This is a genomic window from Azospirillum rugosum, from assembly GCF_017876155.1.
Lineage (GTDB): Bacteria > Pseudomonadota > Alphaproteobacteria > Azospirillales > Azospirillaceae > Azospirillum > Azospirillum rugosum.
Window position 1 is genome coordinate 252799 of sequence record NZ_JAGINP010000001.1, and the last position, 16119, is coordinate 268917.

Genomic DNA, 16119 nt, shown 5'->3' on the forward strand with positions numbered 1-16119 from the left:
TCCATGAACAACGAACGTCTCGACGCGCTGGTCGTCGGCGGAGGGCCGGCCGGCCTGACCGCGGCCATCTATCTGGCGCGCTACCGCCGTCGCTTCCTGGTGATCGACGCGGGCGCCAGCCGGGCCTCCTGGATCCCGCTGTCGCACAACCACGCGGGCTTTCCCGACGGGGTGACCGGCAACGACCTGCTCGCCCGCATGCGCGCGCAGGCGGAGCGCTACGGATCGCGCATCCTCTCCGGCACCGTGGAGTCCGTGGAGCGGACGGCGGACGGCTACCGCGCGCGCACCGCGGACGGGCGGGAGTTCTTTGCCCGGACCGTGCTGGCCGCCACCGGGGTGATCGACCTGGAGCCGGAACTCCCCAACCTCTACCAGGCGGTGCAGCGCGGGCTGATCCGCCATTGCCCGATCTGCGACGGGTTCGAGGTGATCGATCACCGCATCGGCGTGATCGGCTACGGCACGGACGCCCTGGGGGAGGCGCTGTTCCTGCGCACCTATTCCCGCGACATCACGCTGCTGACGCTCGGCCAGCCGATGAAGCTGGAGGAGGCGGAGGAGCGGCGCATGGCCGAGGCCGGCATCCGCGCCGTCGAGGATCCGGTCGTGGAGGTCCATTCGGAAGGCGGGCGCATCGCCGCGCTGACCACCGCGACGGGAGAGCGGCTGGCCTTCGACACGCTCTATTCCGCGCTGGGCACCGTGCCGCGGACGGACCCGGTGAAGGCGCTCGGCGTGCGGATCTGCCCGGACGGGCGGCTGGTCACGGACGGGCACCAGCAGACGGGGATCGAGGGCCTGTACGCCGCGGGCGACATCGTGGAGGGGCTGAACCAGATCTCCGTCGCCATGGGACAGGCGGCCATCGCCGCCACGGCGATCCACCGCCGCCTGTCGAAGGAGGACGGCGACATTTAGCGCCCGTGAACTTTCCTCGCCGCCGGCTGTTCTGGCCTGGATGGGGCGTTCCCGGTGTGGGCGCCTCTTGCTGGCACCCTTGGGGCGAGGGAGGAACGATGACGATCGGGAAAGCAACGATCGCGCAACTCTGGGCCGCCGCGTCGGTCGCGATGATGACCGCCGCGTCCGGCGCGTGGGCGCAGCAGCCGTCCGGGCCGGCGACACCGCCCGGCCAGACACCACCCGAGACACCCTTGCCGGTGATCGGCGAGCCGCATCCCTGGCAGATGTGGCACCAGACCGCCGCCTCGCCGGTGATGGACATGATGGACTGGTTCCACCGCCTGCTGGTCTGGATCATGGTGGCGGTCTGCGTCCTGGTGCTGGCGCTGCTGGCCGTCGTGGTTCTGCGCTTCAACGAGAAGAAGAACCCGGTCCCGTCGCGCACATCGCACAACACGGTGATCGAGGTGATCTGGACCGTCGTGCCGGTGATCGTCCTGGTGGTCATCGCCGTGCCGTCCTTCAAGCTGCTGTATTTCGGCGACCATGCACGGGACGCGGAGATGACGCTGAAGATCACCGGGCGGCAGTGGTATTGGGACTACGAGTATCCGGACCACGGCAACTTCACCTTTTCCTCCATCATGATCCCGGAGACCGACATCAAGCCCGGCCAGCGCCGGCTGCTGGAGGTCGACAACCGGGTCGTGCTGCCGGTCGACACCAACATCCGCCTGCTGGTGACCGCGGGCGACGTCATCCATTCCTTCGGGCTTCCCGCCTTCGGGCTGAAGGAGGACGGGGTGCCCGGCCGCCTGCACGAGTCCTGGGTCCGGATCGAGCATGAGGGCGTCTATTACGGCCAGTGCTCGGAGATCTGCGGCACCAACCACGGCTACATGCCCATCGCGATCGAGGCCGTCTCGAAGGAGCGCTTCGCCGAGTGGACCGAGCAGGCGAAGCAGAAGTTCGCCAAGTCCGGCACGCCGAAGGCTCCGGCAGTGACCGAGCTGGCCGCCATTCCGCAATGACCGCCGCACCGGCAACAACAACACCAGAACCAAGCGAGGACCGCGATGGTTGATTCGCCTCACGCCGGCGGGACCGGGACGCAACACGGCCACGCGCATGACGACCACAAGCCCGGATTCGTGCAGCGCTGGCTGTTCTCGACCAACCACAAGGACATCGGGACGCTTTATCTCGTGTTCGCCGTGGTGGCAGGCATCGCCGGGCTCGTCTTCTCCGGCATCATCCGGGCGGAGCTGCAGCAGCCGGGGCTTGGCGTGGTCGGCGACGGGCAGATATGGAACGTCGTGATCACGGCGCACGGCCTGATCATGGTGTTTTTCGTGGTCATGCCGGCGCTGATCGGCGGATTCGGCAACTGGTTCGTGCCGATCATGATCGGCGCCCCGGATATGGCGTTCCCGCGCCTGAACAACATCAGCTTCTGGCTGCTGGTCCCGGCGCTGCTGCTGCTCTTCAGCTCCGTCTTCGTCGGATTGGGGGCGGGGACCGGGTGGACGATCTACCCACCTCTGTCGTCGGGAACGGCGCACCCGGGGCCATCGGTGGACATGGCCATCTTCTCGCTGCACCTGGCGGGCGCGTCGTCGATCCTGGGGGCCGTGAACTTCATCACCACGATCTTCAACATGCGGGCCCCGGGCATGACGCTGCACAAGATGCCGCTGTTCGTCTGGTCGATGCTGGTGACGGCCTTCCTGCTGCTGCTGGCCGTGCCGGTGCTGGGCGGGGCCATCACCATGCTGCTGACCGACCGCAACTTCGGCACCACCTTCTTCAACCCGGAGGGCGGCGGCGACCCCGTCTTGTTCCAGCACCTCTTCTGGTTCTTCGGCCACCCCGAGGTCTACATCATGATCCTGCCGGGATTCGGGATCATCAGCCAAGTGGTGTCCACCTTCTCCAAGAAGCCGGTGTTCGGCTATCTGGGCATGGCCTACGCGATGGTGGCGATCGGCGTGGTCGGCTTCGTCGTGTGGGCGCACCACATGTACACGGTCGGCCTGGACGTCGACACGCGCGCCTATTTCACCGCGGCCACGATGATCATCGCGGTGCCGACGGGCGTGAAGATCTTCTCCTGGATCGCCACCATGTGGGGCGGCTCCATCGAGTTCAAGACGCCGATGCTGTTCGCGCTCGGCCTCATCTTCCTGTTCACGGTCGGCGGCGTGTCCGGCGTGGTGCTGGCCAACGGCGGTTTGGACAAGGCGCTGCACGACACCTATTTCGTCGTCGCGCACTTCCACTACGTGCTGTCGCTGGGCGCGGTCTTCTCGATCTTCGCCGGCTGGTACTACTGGATCGGCAAGATGTCGGGCCGGCAGTACCCGGAGTTCTGGGGCAAGGTCCATTTCTGGATGACCTTCATCGGCGCCAACCTGACCTTCTTCCCGCAGCACTTCCTGGGCACCGCGGGCATGCCGCGCCGCATCCCGGACTATCCGGACGCGTTTTCCGGCTGGAACATGATCTCCTCGATCGGTTCCTACGTGTCCTTCACCGGCCATATCATCTTCATCGCCGCGGCGATCTGGACACTGCGCTACGGCGCGCGAGTCGGCGCCAACTATTGGGGGCCCGGGGCCACGACGCTGGAATGGACGCTCAGCTCCCCGCCGCCGTACCACCAGTTCGAGGAGCTGCCGCAGGTCAAATAGTCGCACCCCCTGCGCGCAGCCGCTATGACCAAGGGCCGAGCCACCGCTCGGCCCTTTGTTTTATGTGTATTTTATGGATGCGCATAAGAGGGGCATAGGCACGTATGTACCGTAGGGCGGAGGGTCGTTTACGTCCGGTTAAGAATCCCGGCCCTAGGAATGGCTCATCCGCGGCGATGGAATGTGGTCCGGGTGTGGTCCGGGGCACAGCGGGAACTTTGAGAAGGCGGCATCCTGCCTTCATCGACGAACCCGACCATCAACGCCACACCATTGGAACTCGCGTCATGGCCCAATCGGTATCCCGCGCCCTCAAAGCCATCAAACGCCACAACGCCCAGCCGGAACAGATCGACCACGCCATCCTCTGCGCCATCAACGTGACGCTCTGCCTCCTCTCCGGCGGCAACGACCGGGTCGCCGAGGGCTTCAACCAGGACATCGCGCTGAGCGGCCGCGCCTTCGGGCTGCGCTGCTGACCTACTTCTCCTCCAGCTTCCGCAATTCCTCGCGCAGCAAGTCGCGGGACTCAGACGGAAGTTGGCCGATCGCCCCGGCCAGGACGCGCAGACGCCGCCGCAGGGCATAGACCGAATCCAGCAAAGACAGGACGACGGGCATCGCCTCGTCGTCGAGCGCCAGGTCCTCCCGCAGGTCGCAGATCATCTCGACCCGCGCGATATCAGCCTCGCTGAACAGAAGGGCGCCGCCCTCGTGCTGCGGGCGAACCCAGTGCCGCTCCACCCACAGGGTCAGGTCGCGGGCCGTGACCCGCCGGCAGACCGTCAGAACCTCTTCCGTTCTCTGTGCCATCGCGCGGCCTCCCGCTGAACAGCGTTGCTCCTATGCGGACTCCATGGCCCGGCGTGGATTGTAGTCCGCCGCCCAGCCGCGCACGAACTCCTCCAGCGCCGGATCCGGCGTGTCGGGCAGCGCGATGCGCAGCGTCACGTATTGGTCGCCCCGGCTGTTCTTCTGCGGATCGGGAATGCCCTTGCCCTTCAACCGCAGCCGCGTCCCGTTGTTGGCCCCCTTCGGCACGGTCAACATCACCGCGCCGTCGATGGTGGGCACGCGCACCTTGCCGCCGAGCACAGCCTCCGCCAGCGTCACCGGCAGGTCGAGGTGGACGTCGTCGCCCTCCCGCCGGAACCAGGCGTGCGGGGCGACGGTGACGGTGATCAGCGCGTCGCCCGGCGGACCGCCGTTGACCCCCGGCAGGCCCTTGCCCTTCAAGCGGATGGTCGCGTGGTCCTCCAGCCCGGCGGGCAGGTCGATGTCCAGCGTCTTGCCGTCGGGCATGGTGACGCGCTGCTTCCCGCCCTTGGCGGCGTCGACGAAGTCGACGGTCAGCGCGAGGCTGAGGTTGCCGCCCTTCATGGGCATCGACGCGCCGCCGGCCGTGAAGCCGCGCGAGAAGCCCCGTCCGCCGAAAAGATCGGAGAAGATGTTCTCCAAATCGTCGGAGGCGAAGCCTTCCGCGTGGCTGTAGCGCGCGCCGCCCGGCCCCTCCGCGAAATCGCGGTAGTATTGGCGCTGCGGCCGCTCCTGCCCGGAGGCGTCGATCTCGCCGCGGTCGAAGCGCGCGCGCTTGTCCGGATCGGACAGCAGGGAGTAGGCGGCGCTGATGTCCTTGAAGCGCTGCTCCGCCTCCTCCTTTCCGGGATTCAGGTCCGGATGGTATTTCTTCGCGAGCTTGCGATACGCCTTCCGGATGTCGTCATCGGAAGCGTTGGATGATACGCCGAGGATCTCGTAGGGATTGCTCATGGCGGTGACCACGTCTAGCAACAAGGGGCCAGCGACAAGGGGTTTTGAGCACGTCTGGCGTGTATGTGTTCAACGTTGCCTGCCAAATCAAGAGGGGTGGCGGTGCAGTCCGCGCAAGGGCCCTGTGCTTGTGGCGGGGGTGACGGGCGTGGTTCCAGCCACAACATGTTCTTCCGTGCCTTTTCGTCGAAGAGGTCCAGTTCACGGAATCCGGAAGGCGGTTCATGGCTTTCGCGTCCACCGACGGGGCGGTCGCCGGGCTGCGGCGGCGCCACAAGATCGGCAACCTCGTGCAATCCCTCCTGCTGCTTTGCGGCATGGTGCTGATGCTGGCGCTGTGCGGCTGGATTCTCGCCGGGGCGGACGGCTTGGTGTGGGCCCTGGTCGGCGGCGGCGTGAGCCTTCTGCTCAGCCCGCGCCTGTCGCCGCGCGTGATCCTGGGCATGTTCGGCGCGCGCCGGTTGTCCTACGCCGACGCGCCGCGGCTGTTCGAGACGGTGGGCGCCATCGCGCGCCGCGCCGGCCTGCCGGCCCCGCCGGAGCTGTGGTACATCGCCAGCCCCACCCTGAACGCCTTCGCCGTCGGGCGCCGCCGGCAGTCGGCCATCGCCGTGACGGACGGGCTGCTCCGTTCGCTCGACCTGCGCGAACTGGCGGGCGTGCTGGCGCACGAGATCAGCCACATCCGCAACAACGACCTTGCGGTTATGGGCCTCGCCGACACGGTGACCAACCTGACGCGGCTGATGTCGCTGTTCGGAATCGCGCTGCTGATCGTCAACCTGCCGCTGCTGGTCATGCAGCCGGAGGCCATGCCCTGGCTGCTCATCCTGCTGCTGATCGCCGCACCCTGGGGCGGGGCGCTGATGCAGCTCGCCCTGGCGCGGACGCGGGAGTTCGACGCCGACCTCGACGCCGCCCACCTGACCGGCGACCCGGAGGGGATCGCCACGGCGCTCGCCCGCATCGACGGGCTGCAGCGCGGCCCATGGGAGGGGATCCGCTTTCCAGGCCGCCGCGCCCAGGCCATCCCGTCGCTTCTGCGCACCCATCCCCACACGGAGGAGCGCGTCCGCCGCCTGATGGAGCTGGGCGCCGGCCGGCGGACCCCGCAGCCGGCCTTTCCGGGGCTCGACCGGACGCCGCTTCCGCTCGTCCTGCCGCGGGCGGTGCGCCGGCCGCGGTACCGGCTGGGCGGCTACTGGTACTGAACGGTTACAGCCTGCGACCCCGCCTCTCCTGGACTCCCGCCTATTGCCCCGGTAGAACCGGAATCCTGCGGTTGGCTGAAGAGGCGGGTCTCCTCCATGACCTTTCAAGGGCGTTTGATCCTTCTGATCACCGGGCTGGTGACTCTGGCGGTGCTGTCGATCACGGCGATGCTGGCCTGGACGACGCACGCCTCGATGCTCGCGCGGATCGAGACGGACAGCCGCCTCGCCGCGGCGCTGCTCGCCCGGTCGGCGGTCCAGGCGCGCGAAATCCCGCGCGACGTGGAGGCCCTGCTGGGCGAACGCCTGCTGTCGGAGGCGACGCTGTCCGCGCACATCGTCGCCCTGATGGAAGGGGCGAAGGCCGCGCCGAAGCCGATCAGCGACCGCTTCAAGGCGATCGCCGAGGCCGGCGGCCCCGACGAGGTGTGGGTGACCGACAACCGCGGCCGCGCCTACATCCACAACCTGCCGGGCCCGGACATCACCTTCGGGGCCGACGCCAAGGCGCAGCCGCAGCACGCACCCTTCTACGGCCTGCTGAACCGCGCGCCGGAGAAGGTGGTGACCGATGCCGCCACCGAAGGCGGAAAGCTGATGAAGTTCGCCGGCGTCGCGGGCGTGGACAAGCCGCGCATCGTGCAGGTCGGCGCTGATGTCCGGCGCCTGGGCGATATCGCCCGCAAGGCCGGCACCGACGGGCTGATGGAGGCCTTCGTCGCCACCAAGGCCATCGACGGCGCCTGGCTGCTCGACAGCGCCGGGCGTCAACTGGTGCGGGCCGCAGCACCCGGTGACGGCGGGCCGCTGTCGGACGCCGCCATCGAGGCCGCCAAGGCCGCGACCGCCGCCGGCGAGGTCCGCACGCTGCGCGAGGGCGCCTTCCTGACGGCCTTCGCCCCGGTGAAGCCGGCGGGCGGGCAGGGGGCAGGAACCGCCGTGGTCCGTGTGCCGGCCGCCGACGCCTCCGCCGTCGTGGCGCGGGAGGCCAAGGTCGGCGTGCTGATCGGGGCCGTGGTGCTGGCACTCGGAATCGCCGCCGCGGTCCGCTTCGCGCGCCGCCAGATGGCCCCGATCGAGCGGCTGGGCGAAGCCGTGGCCGCCGTGGAGGCCGGCCGCTTCAACCCCTTCACCCTGAACGACGCGATGGAGCGCAACGACGAGATGGGCCGGCTGGCCCGCGTCTTCCGCAGCATGGCGTTGGAGGCGAGCGCCCGCGAGGAGACGCTGGACGCCCAGCTGGTCATGAAGTCGGCCGAGCTGGAGACCAAGACCGAGAAGCTTGCCGCCGCCGAGTGCCTGATCGAGGAAGAGCAGCGTGCCGCCCGCGACGTGCAGGCGAGCCTTCTGCCGCGCCAGCTCCCCACCGGCCGCGACAGCCAGTTCCACGGCCTGCTGATTCCCGGCGCCACCGTCAGCGGCGATTTCTACGACGTGATCGAGCTGGACGAGACCCGCACCCTGATGGTGGTCGCCGGCGTGTCCGGCGGCGGCGTCCCGGCGGCCTTCCTGATGCTGCTGGTCCGCGGCGCCATCCGCGAGCTGGTGCGCGCCGACTCCACGCCGGCCGCGATCCTGGCCGGGGCCAACGACCTGCTGTGCGGGCAAAGCCCCTTCGACGGCTTCGCCACCGCCTTCGTGGCGCTCTACGACCGCAGCACCGGCATGCTGCGCCATTCCAGCGCCGGCAACCGCGCGCCCTGCCGGGTGCTGGCGGACGGCACGGTGCAGGCGCTGGCGGATGCCGGAGGCCCGGCGCTCGGCGTCCGCAAGGGCGTTCCCTATGGCGAGGCGATCATCCGGCTCGACCAGGAGGACACGCTGTTCCTGTGCACCGACGGGCTGCTGCGGGCGCCCAACGCGGAGCGCGAGCCCTTCGGGGAAGAGCGGCTGGCCGCCGCCCTGGCGCACGGCCACGGCCGGTCGGCGCGCGACCGGATCGAAACCGTGCTGCACGCGCTGGGCAATCACGTGGGCACCCAGGGCCTTGCCGGCGACGTCGTCTGCCTGACCGTCCGCCGCCTGCTGCCCGCGGCCGAGGTGGTGGTGGAGGCGACCCCGGCGTAATTCGCCGGGTCGGCGCGCCCGTTCAGGCAAGGTTCAGCTGCGGTCGTCCAGAATGGCGGGAACGAACGATTCTGCCAAACGGAGGACGACCATGTCCAACCCCGCCCTGTCGAGTCCCGCCAAGGATCGCTACGACCTGCCCATGCAGGCCCTGCACTGGGCCATCGCGCTGCTGATCATCGCCGCCTTCGTCCTGATCCAGGTCCTGGACGGCATGCCCCGCGGACCGGAGCGCAGCGCGCTCATGGGCGTGCACAAGTCGGTGGGCGCCACCGTGATGCTGCTTGTCGTCCTGCGGCTCGTCTGGCGTTACGTCAGCCCGCCGCCGGCCCTGCCCGCGGGAACGTCGCCGCTGATGGCGCTGGCCGCCAAGGGCGGGCATGTGGCGCTCTACGTCCTGATGATCGCCGTGCCGGTCGTCGGCGTCCTGATGTCGCAGGCCAATGGCCGCCCGGTCGAGGTCTGGGGCCTGTTCACGCTGCCGACGCTGCTGGGCGAGAACAAGGACCTCGGCCACCTGCTGGAAGAGGCGCACGAGGTCCTGGGCAACCTGATCCTGATCGTCGCCGGCCTGCACGCCGCCGCGGCCATGTTCCACCAGTATGTGCTGAAGGACGGCGCGCTGACGCGGATGCTGCCGTGGGGCGCGCGGGAGGTGCGGTGAGGGGGAGTGGTCGCACTGGGCCCCCACCCTAACCCTCCCCCACCTTCGGCGAGGGAGGGAACTCCGCCGCTCGACGCTTAAAGCCCTCCCCCGCGAAGTGGGGGAGGGTTGGGTGGGGGCCCTGTGCGACCACTCACCCCCACCACCTCAATGCCGCGCGGCCTTGTGGTCGCCGTGCTCGCGTTTCTCGGCGGTGTCGCGGCCGATCAGCTTGTTGAAGTTGGACCCTTCCTCATAGAGCAGCGCCAGCTTCGAGTCCTCGAACTGCTTGAAGAACTCGTCCCATTGGATTTCTTCCAGCTCGTCGTGGTCGGACTGCCGGGCCTTCGGGAACATCAGGCGCAGCAGGCCGACGCCGGTCTTCCGGCTCTTGGTGCCTTCATGGTGGGTGCTGCGCACGACGGCGGGCTTTCCCCCGTGGCTTTCGGCCCAATGGCGGATTTCGTCGTGGTCGGTCGTCGTCTTTGCCATGGCGGTTCTCCCGGTTCCTTCCCTTAAGGGTGACTTCTCTTCCACGAGAACAGCCGGGCTCACGCGGCGTTGCGCCGCTCATTGCGCCGCCGGGCACCCTCGCTGGCGCGGGCACGGGTTTCCCGTTCCAGCCGTTCGCGCAGGAAGGCGAGCACCGCGGCCTCCTCCGCGTCGAGCCCGGACAGATCCTCGCGAAGCTCCGTCTCCACCTCGCGCTTCAGCGATTGCAGCAGGTCGCCCTCCAGGTAGGCGTCCAGCACCTCCGGATGCACGTAGCTCTTGCGGCAGACGCTGGCCGTGTTGCCGAGGCGGGAGGCCACCTGCTCGATGGCGCGGGTGACGTTGCGCTTCGCCTTGGTCTTGTTGTCGAAGCTCTCGAACTCCTTCAGCGCCATGGCGGCGAGCACCGTGCCGGCCCAGGTGCGGAAGTCCTTGGCGGTGAAATCCTGGCCGGTGATGGCCCGCAGGTAGTCGTTCACATCGCCGGACGCGATGGCGTGCCGTTCCCCGTCCTGGTCCATATACTGGAACAGCTCTTCGCCCGGCACGTCCTGGCAGGCCCGGACGACGCGGGCGAGCCGGCGGTCCTTCAGCGAGACGTTCCACTCCTTTCCCGACTTTCCCTTGAAGGAGAAGCGGATTTCCGAGCCTTCGATGTCCGCGTGGTCATCGCGGAGCGTGGTCAGGCCGTAGCTCTGGTTCTCGCGGGCGTAGGTCTCGTTGCCGACGCGGATCAGGGTGGTCTCCAGCAGGCGGACGACGGTCGCCAGCACCTTCTCCCGCGGCAGCCCGCGGCGGGACAGATCCTCGTCCACGCGCTGGCGGATGGCGGGCAGGGCGCGGCAGAACTCCAGCATGCGGCCGAACTTCGTGCCCTCGCGCATTTCGGTCCAGCGGGGGTGGTAGCGGTACTGCTTGCGCCCCTTGTCGTCGCGCCCCGTGGCCTGGAGATGCCCCTCCGGCTCGGTGCAGATCCAAACGTCGCGGTAGGCCGGCGGGATCGCCAGCTTGCGGATGCGTGCCAGCGTATCCTCCTCCGTCACCGTCTGCCCGTCCGGCCATTTGTAGGTGAAGCCCTTGCCGGCCCGTCGCCGACGGATGCCCGGCTCCTCGTCGGAGACGTAGATGAGGCCGGCGCAGGCCGCGGCCTCCTTCGAATCGGCTTGCAGGTCGGTGGGGATGGAGCCATCCATATCGGAAACCTATGAGGTCGGAACCTTTTGGCGGAATTCTTCCTTTCAACGGGGGCCGGAGCTTTTTGGTTGCGCGGGGTTGCGGTTGACGAGATGGCGAAGAGTTTCTTCGCACGTGCAAAAGCCCTATCCTGGCCGCCGTGCCCTACGGGAGAGTGACGATGGAAGAAACCAAGCTGACCGCCGCCCTGCCCAACATGGACATCCAGATCCTGCACCGGGAGGACCCGGAGCGCGGGGCCGAAATGATCGCGGTGCAGATCACGGCGACACCGTCCTTCGACGCCGCGCTCGGTCAGTTCGGGCCTGCGCTGATGAGACAGATGCTGCAGAACACCGCTTCGAATCCGATGATGGCGAACCCCCTGATGGCGAACCCGATGATGGCGCTGTGGGCCGCACCGATGCAGGCCTGGACGCAGGCGTGGACCGGGATGGTGCGGCAGGCCTGGGCGCCGTGGCTGCGCTTGCCGGCTGGTGACCAAAAGTAGCCGGGTAACCAATCGTTAGGGGGAGGGGCCGACCCTTCGCACGGGTTTCCTGCGGAGGGTGGCGATGGCCCCGGGTTCGTCTTGGCTGCGCGGTGCGGCCCTTTACCAGATCTATCCGCTCAGCTTCCTGGACCGGAACGGCGACGGCTGGGGCGACCTCGACGGCGTGCTGGACGGCATCGACCACGTGGCGTCGCTGGGGGTGGATGGGGTGTGGATCAGCCCCTTCTACCCGTCGCCGCTGAAGGATTTCGGCTACGACATCACCGACCACCGCGCCATCGATCCGCGCATGGGCCGGCTGGCGACCTTCGATCACATCGTGCACAAGGCGCATCTGCGCGGGCTGAAGGTGATCGTCGACCTGGTCTGCGGCCACACCTCCGACGCGCACCCCTGGTTCGCGGCCAGCCGCCGCGCCCGCGACGGGGAGTTCGCGGACTGGTACGTCTGGGCCGACCCGCGGCCGGACGGCACGCCGCCCAACAACTGGCTGTCGGTGTTCGGCGGGGCCGCCTGGACCTGGGAGCCGCGGCGGCGCCAGTACTACCTGCACCATTTCCTGTCGAGCCAGCCATCGCTGAACCTGCACAACCCGGTGGTGATGCAGGCGCTGTGCGACACCGCCGCCTTCTGGCTGGAGCGCGGCGTGGACGGCTTCCGCATCGACGCGGTGGATTTCTTCGCGCACGACCCGCAGCTGCGCTCCAACCCCTCGGTGGTGTGGAACGCGCCGGAGCCGCCGCTGAAGCCCTTTGCGCTGCAACGGCACCTCTACGACATGATGCACCCAAGCGTGCGTGACGTGGTGGCCCGGCTGCGCGAGGTCGTGGACCGGTATCCGGGGCGGGTGCTGCTGGGCGAACTGTCAAGCCAGCCCGGCGCCGGCCAGCGCATCGCCTCCTACTGCGGGCCGCAAGGGCTGCACGCCGCCTACACCCTGGCGCTGGCCAAGCAGCCCTTCACGGCCAAGGGTTTCGCCAGCGCGCTGAACGGGACGCCGCGGCCGGAGTCGATCTGCTGGAGCTTCTCCAACCACGACGTGGAGCGCGCGGCCAGCCGTTGGCTGCCGGCCGGCGCCGATCCGGAGCGCTTCAACGCGCTGCTGGCCTCGCTGTTCGCGGCGCTGCCCGGCACCGTCTGCCTGTACCAGGGGGAGGAACTGGCGCTGCCCAACGCGGCGCTGGAGCACCACCAGCTCCGTGATCCCTTCGGCATCACCTACTGGCCGGAGTTCCAGGGGCGCGACGGCAGCCGCACGCCAATCCCTTGGCGGAGCGACGCGTCGAACGCCGGATTCTCCACCGCGCGGGAGCCCTGGCTGCCGGTGGCCGAAACCCACCGGGCGCTGGCCGTCGACGCGCAGGAGCGCCGCCCGGGAAGCCCGCTGGACATCTGGCGCCAAGCCTTCCGTGTGCGGCGCAACCACGCGGCCCTAACCGCGGGCGGCGTGGAGGCCGTGGAGGACAAGGGCTCCGTCCTCGCGTTCGAGCGTGTGGCGGACGGGGAGAGCCTGCTGGCCGCCTTCAACTTCGCCGACGAGCCGGCCGAGTATTCCCTGAAACGCAAGCCGCAACTTGTCGCACTCGACCTGCCGCGCCCGCCCGGCGCGCCGGCGCCGGAGGTCACCGCGGACGGTCGGACGCTGGTGCTGCCGCCGCTGTCGGCCTTCCTCGGGCTGCGCACCGGCGCGGGGTGACCCAGCGTAGACCAGACATGCGGATTTATGCGGTGAAACGGTTCTAAAACACTGCTTTGTTACGCGGGTGAAAAATCCCCCGCAACAAGTGGTCCCGGAGACGTCCGGCCAAGCCCCTTGGAACCGTCGGGGAGGCAACGCCCATGGGAGATAGAGTCGTGAAAAGACGTGCGTTTCTGAAGTCGGCGGGCGCCGGTGCGGCGGCGGCGGGTGCCGGCCTTGCGGTTGCCGGCGTGGCCGCCCCGGCCATCGCGCAGTCGCAGCCGGAGATCCAGTGGCGCCTGGCGTCGAGCTTCCCGAAGAGCACCGACGTCCTGATCGGCGCGTCGGAGGTCATCGCCCGCCGCGTCGCCGAGTCCACCGACGGCAAGTTCCAGATCCGCGTCCACGCCGCCGGCGAGCTGGTCCCCGGCCTCCAGGTGCTCGACGCCGTGCAGAACGGCTCGGTCCAGTGCGGCCACACCTGCGGCTACTACTACGTCGGCAAGGATCCGACCTTCGCCTTCGACACGGCGATCCCCTTCGGTCCGAACGCGCGCCAGATGAACGCCTGGCTCCAGGCCGGCGGCCTGGACCTGATGCGCGCCTTCATGAAGAACCACAACGTCATCCAGTTCGCCGCGGGCAACACCGGCGTGCAGATGGGCGGCTGGTACCGCAAGGAAATCAAGACCGCCGCCGACTTCCAGGGCCTGAAGATCCGCATCGCCGGCATCGCCGGCCAGATCATGACCAAGTTGGGCGCCACCCCGACCCAGATCGCGGGCAGCGACGTCTACCCGGCGTTGGAGAAGGGCACCATCGACGCGACCGAGTTCGTCGGCCCGTACGACGATGAGAAGCTCGGCTTCTATCAGGTCGCCAAGTACTACTATTACCCGGGCTGGTGGGAAGGCGGACCGAACGTCTCGCTCTACGTCAACCTGCAGGAGTATGAAAAGCTCCCGAAGGCCTATCAGTCGATCCTGACGGCCGCCTGCGCCGAGGCCAACACCTACATGACGGCCCGTTACGACGCGGAGAACGCCAAGGCGCTGAAGCGTCTGGTCGCCAAGGGCGCCATCCTCCGCGCCTTCCCGCGCGACCTGATGGAGCAGGCGCACAAGATCGCCTTCGACCTGTACGACGAGATCTCCAAGAACAACCAGAACTTCAAGACGATCTACGAGAACTGGAAGCCGTTCCTGGAAGAGACCCAGCTGTGGGCCCGCGTGGCCGAGCTGCCGTACGACAGCTTCGTAACCTCGGTCAGCGCCAAGAAGTAACGGTATTGTTCCAAAGCCCCTCTCCCCTTGTGGGAGAGGGGTTGGGGTGAGGGGCGTTACGGGCGATAGCCTGGAGAAATGCTCGTCTTCGGTTGCTTGTGCTTGCTTCCGGCCGGCCAGAAGGCCGTCGCCACCCTCACCCCAACCCCTCTCCCCTCAAGGGAGAGGGGCTTTTTCTTACGGCGCCAGTCACTTACCGCATAAGCTAAGTATGTGAATACTTTAGCCCCGGCGGGAGAAGGGCTTTTTCTTGTCAGCCGACGTCCTGGCGGGGCATCAGGTCGTATTGGCGCTTGGCCCCGGGCTGGGTCAGCATGCGGGCGTGCCAAGCCTGGACGTTCGGGTATTTGGCGAGGTCGATGGCCGCCTCTTCCACGAGGTCGATCCAGGGAAAGGCGAAGATGTCGGCGATGGTGACCCGCTCGCCTTCGATGAAGCTGCGGCCGTCCAGGTGCCGGTCGAACTGGGCAAGACCCGCCGCCGCGGCGGCGTCGAGCCAGGGCAGGGCGTTGCGGTCGCCGTTGAATTGCCGCACGGCGCGGGCGCGCTGCACCGGCAGCAGGACGTCGGCCAGCCAGGACAGCCATTCCGCGAGCTTCAGCTTCTCCCGCTCGTCGCGGCCGCCGAACTTGCCGGTCTTCTCCGCGAGATAGGTCAGGATCACGCCCGATTCGGACAGGTTGACGTCGCCGTGCACCAGGGTGGGGACGCGGCCGAACCGGTTGATGGCGAGGTAGCCGGGGGACTTCTGCTGGTCGGTGCGCAGGTCGATGTGGCGGTAGGCGAAGGGCTCGCCCGCCATCGACAGGAACAGCACGACGCGGGTCGCCGGCTGGGAATTGTACTGGCCATAAACGGTGTAGGCGGCGGTCACGGTCTCTATTCTCCCTTCTGGCGTCGCGTCTGGGCGCGTGGAATCGGCCGCACCATGACGGCGAAGCCTGAGCGATGCCAGGGGAATCCTTCGGACGTCCGCGCGGGTGGTCAGCCCGCGGCATGCCAGATGCCGGGATCCACCGGCTGCCCGACGGCTTTGCGCTGCTGCGCATAGTCCCGCAGCTCGCGGGCCAGCACCGGGTTCGCGCGGCGGTCCAGGCCGTCCACGTCGGACAGCGGGACGCCCAGGAACACCGCCTTCATGATCAGGCTGTTCCAGGACGGCTCGTCGAAGCGCTCCGCCGGATAGGGGTTGCCGAGCGCGAGCGCCTCGAACAGCTCCCGGTGGTCGGACCGCGTCGCGGCGGTGGCCCAGGACAGGTGCCGCTCCGGATAGGGCAGCAGCGGCAGGCAGCGGTACAGGACCGCGGAGATCTCGCCCCGGCCGAGCTTCAGCAGCCCGGTCACCATCCCGGCGTAGGCCTCCCCGTCGCTGTCGTCGTAGCTGAGCAGCAGGACCGCGCGCGCCGCCACGTCGGCGGTCCAGCGCTGTGGGCGCCAGCCCGGCCGGGCCTTGGCGGCGTCCGCCTGATCCTCGCGCGTCAGGCGCAGGGGCGCGTGGCCGAGGCGCTTCGGCGCCTCCACAACGGCGGCGGTGAAGACATCGTCGTCCATGCCCTCGTTCACCGTGTCGCGGGCGTCGTCCAGCCATTCGACCCCGGCCGGCGGCGACACCGCCTTCAGCCACTGGCGCAGGAGGAACAGGACGTGCTGCGTGTCGATCGGGTGATAGGGCTGGATCATGGCCGGGGACCC

General features: G+C 68.5%; 16 protein-coding genes. 10 read left to right on the forward strand and 6 right to left on the reverse strand.

Going from position 1 to position 16119, the window contains the following annotated elements:
• The first annotated feature begins 3 nt into the window (after positions 1 to 3).
• The 4 genes from J2851_RS01240 to J2851_RS01255 all read left to right on the forward strand — a co-directional run bounded on the left by J2851_RS01240 (position 4) and on the right by J2851_RS01255 (position 4075).
• Positions 4 to 921, forward strand: a complete 918-nt coding sequence (locus J2851_RS01240) for an NAD(P)/FAD-dependent oxidoreductase (protein ID WP_209762667.1) — start codon at positions 4 to 6, stop codon at positions 919 to 921.
• A gap of 98 nt (positions 922 to 1019) precedes the next feature.
• Positions 1020 to 1937, forward strand: coding sequence for a cytochrome c oxidase subunit II (gene coxB / locus J2851_RS01245; RefSeq protein WP_246500340.1), 918 nt, complete (start codon positions 1020 to 1022; stop codon positions 1935 to 1937).
• A gap of 45 nt (positions 1938 to 1982) precedes the next feature.
• On the forward strand, positions 1983 to 3596 hold the full coding sequence (gene ctaD / locus J2851_RS01250) for a cytochrome c oxidase subunit I (RefSeq protein ID WP_209762671.1): 1614 nt from the start codon (positions 1983 to 1985) through the stop codon (positions 3594 to 3596).
• A gap of 287 nt (positions 3597 to 3883) precedes the next feature.
• The gene (locus J2851_RS01255; protein WP_209762674.1) at positions 3884 to 4075 is read left to right on the forward strand and encodes a hypothetical protein; all 192 of its coding nucleotides are present in this window, start codon (positions 3884 to 3886) and stop codon (positions 4073 to 4075) included.
• Between the two features lies 1 nt (position 4076).
• Here J2851_RS01255 and J2851_RS01260 read toward each other — a convergent pair whose 3' ends face one another.
• On the reverse strand, positions 4077 to 4409 hold the full coding sequence (locus J2851_RS01260) for a chaperone modulator CbpM (protein WP_209762677.1): 333 nt from the start codon (positions 4407 to 4409) through the stop codon (positions 4077 to 4079).
• Between the two features lie 30 nt (positions 4410 to 4439).
• Positions 4440 to 5366: a DnaJ C-terminal domain-containing protein gene (locus tag J2851_RS01265; RefSeq protein WP_209762680.1), complete on the reverse strand. Its 927-nt coding sequence runs from the start codon at positions 5364 to 5366 to the stop codon at positions 4440 to 4442.
• 224 nt (positions 5367 to 5590) lie between these two features.
• Here J2851_RS01265 and J2851_RS01270 point away from each other — a divergent pair, with 224 nt between their 5' ends.
• From J2851_RS01270 to J2851_RS01280, 3 genes are all read left to right on the forward strand, one after another.
• On the forward strand, positions 5591 to 6577 hold the full coding sequence (locus tag J2851_RS01270; RefSeq protein ID WP_209762683.1) for a zinc metalloprotease HtpX: 987 nt from the start codon (positions 5591 to 5593) through the stop codon (positions 6575 to 6577).
• 96 nt (positions 6578 to 6673) lie between these two features.
• On the forward strand, positions 6674 to 8644 hold the full coding sequence (locus J2851_RS01275) for a PP2C family protein-serine/threonine phosphatase (protein ID WP_209762685.1): 1971 nt from the start codon (positions 6674 to 6676) through the stop codon (positions 8642 to 8644).
• A 91-nt stretch (positions 8645 to 8735) separates the two neighbouring features.
• Entirely contained in the window at positions 8736 to 9308 is a 573-nt protein-coding gene (locus J2851_RS01280) for a cytochrome b (RefSeq protein WP_209762688.1), read from the forward strand.
• 147 nt (positions 9309 to 9455) lie between these two features.
• Here the strand turns inward: J2851_RS01280 and J2851_RS01285 are convergent, their stop codons facing one another.
• Positions 9456 to 9779 (reverse strand): hypothetical protein, encoded by a 324-nt coding sequence (locus J2851_RS01285; RefSeq protein WP_209762691.1) that lies wholly within the window; start codon positions 9777 to 9779, stop codon positions 9456 to 9458.
• A 59-nt stretch (positions 9780 to 9838) separates the two neighbouring features.
• Entirely contained in the window at positions 9839 to 10972 is a 1134-nt protein-coding gene (locus J2851_RS01290) for a DNA topoisomerase IB (RefSeq protein WP_209762694.1), read from the reverse strand.
• Positions 10973 to 11133: 161 nt separating this feature from the next.
• Between J2851_RS01290 and J2851_RS01295 the strand changes: the two genes are divergently transcribed.
• The 3 genes from J2851_RS01295 (at position 11134) to J2851_RS01305 (ending at position 14427) form a co-directional block, all read left to right on the forward strand.
• Complete coding sequence (locus J2851_RS01295; protein WP_209762697.1) at positions 11134 to 11463, forward strand: hypothetical protein; 330 nt, start codon at positions 11134 to 11136, stop codon at positions 11461 to 11463.
• A gap of 64 nt (positions 11464 to 11527) precedes the next feature.
• Positions 11528 to 13162 (forward strand): alpha-amylase family glycosyl hydrolase, encoded by a 1635-nt coding sequence (locus tag J2851_RS01300; RefSeq protein ID WP_209762700.1) that lies wholly within the window; start codon positions 11528 to 11530, stop codon positions 13160 to 13162.
• A gap of 158 nt (positions 13163 to 13320) precedes the next feature.
• The gene (locus tag J2851_RS01305) at positions 13321 to 14427 is read left to right on the forward strand and encodes a TRAP transporter substrate-binding protein (RefSeq protein ID WP_209762702.1); all 1107 of its coding nucleotides are present in this window, start codon (positions 13321 to 13323) and stop codon (positions 14425 to 14427) included.
• Positions 14428 to 14680: 253 nt separating this feature from the next.
• Here J2851_RS01305 and J2851_RS01310 read toward each other — a convergent pair whose 3' ends face one another.
• Complete coding sequence (locus J2851_RS01310; RefSeq protein WP_209762705.1) at positions 14681 to 15301, reverse strand: glutathione S-transferase family protein; 621 nt, start codon at positions 15299 to 15301, stop codon at positions 14681 to 14683.
• A 110-nt stretch (positions 15302 to 15411) separates the two neighbouring features.
• Positions 15412 to 16107, reverse strand: coding sequence for an EboA domain-containing protein (locus J2851_RS01315; protein WP_209762708.1), 696 nt, complete (start codon positions 16105 to 16107; stop codon positions 15412 to 15414).
• Positions 16108 to 16119 lie beyond the last annotated feature (12 nt).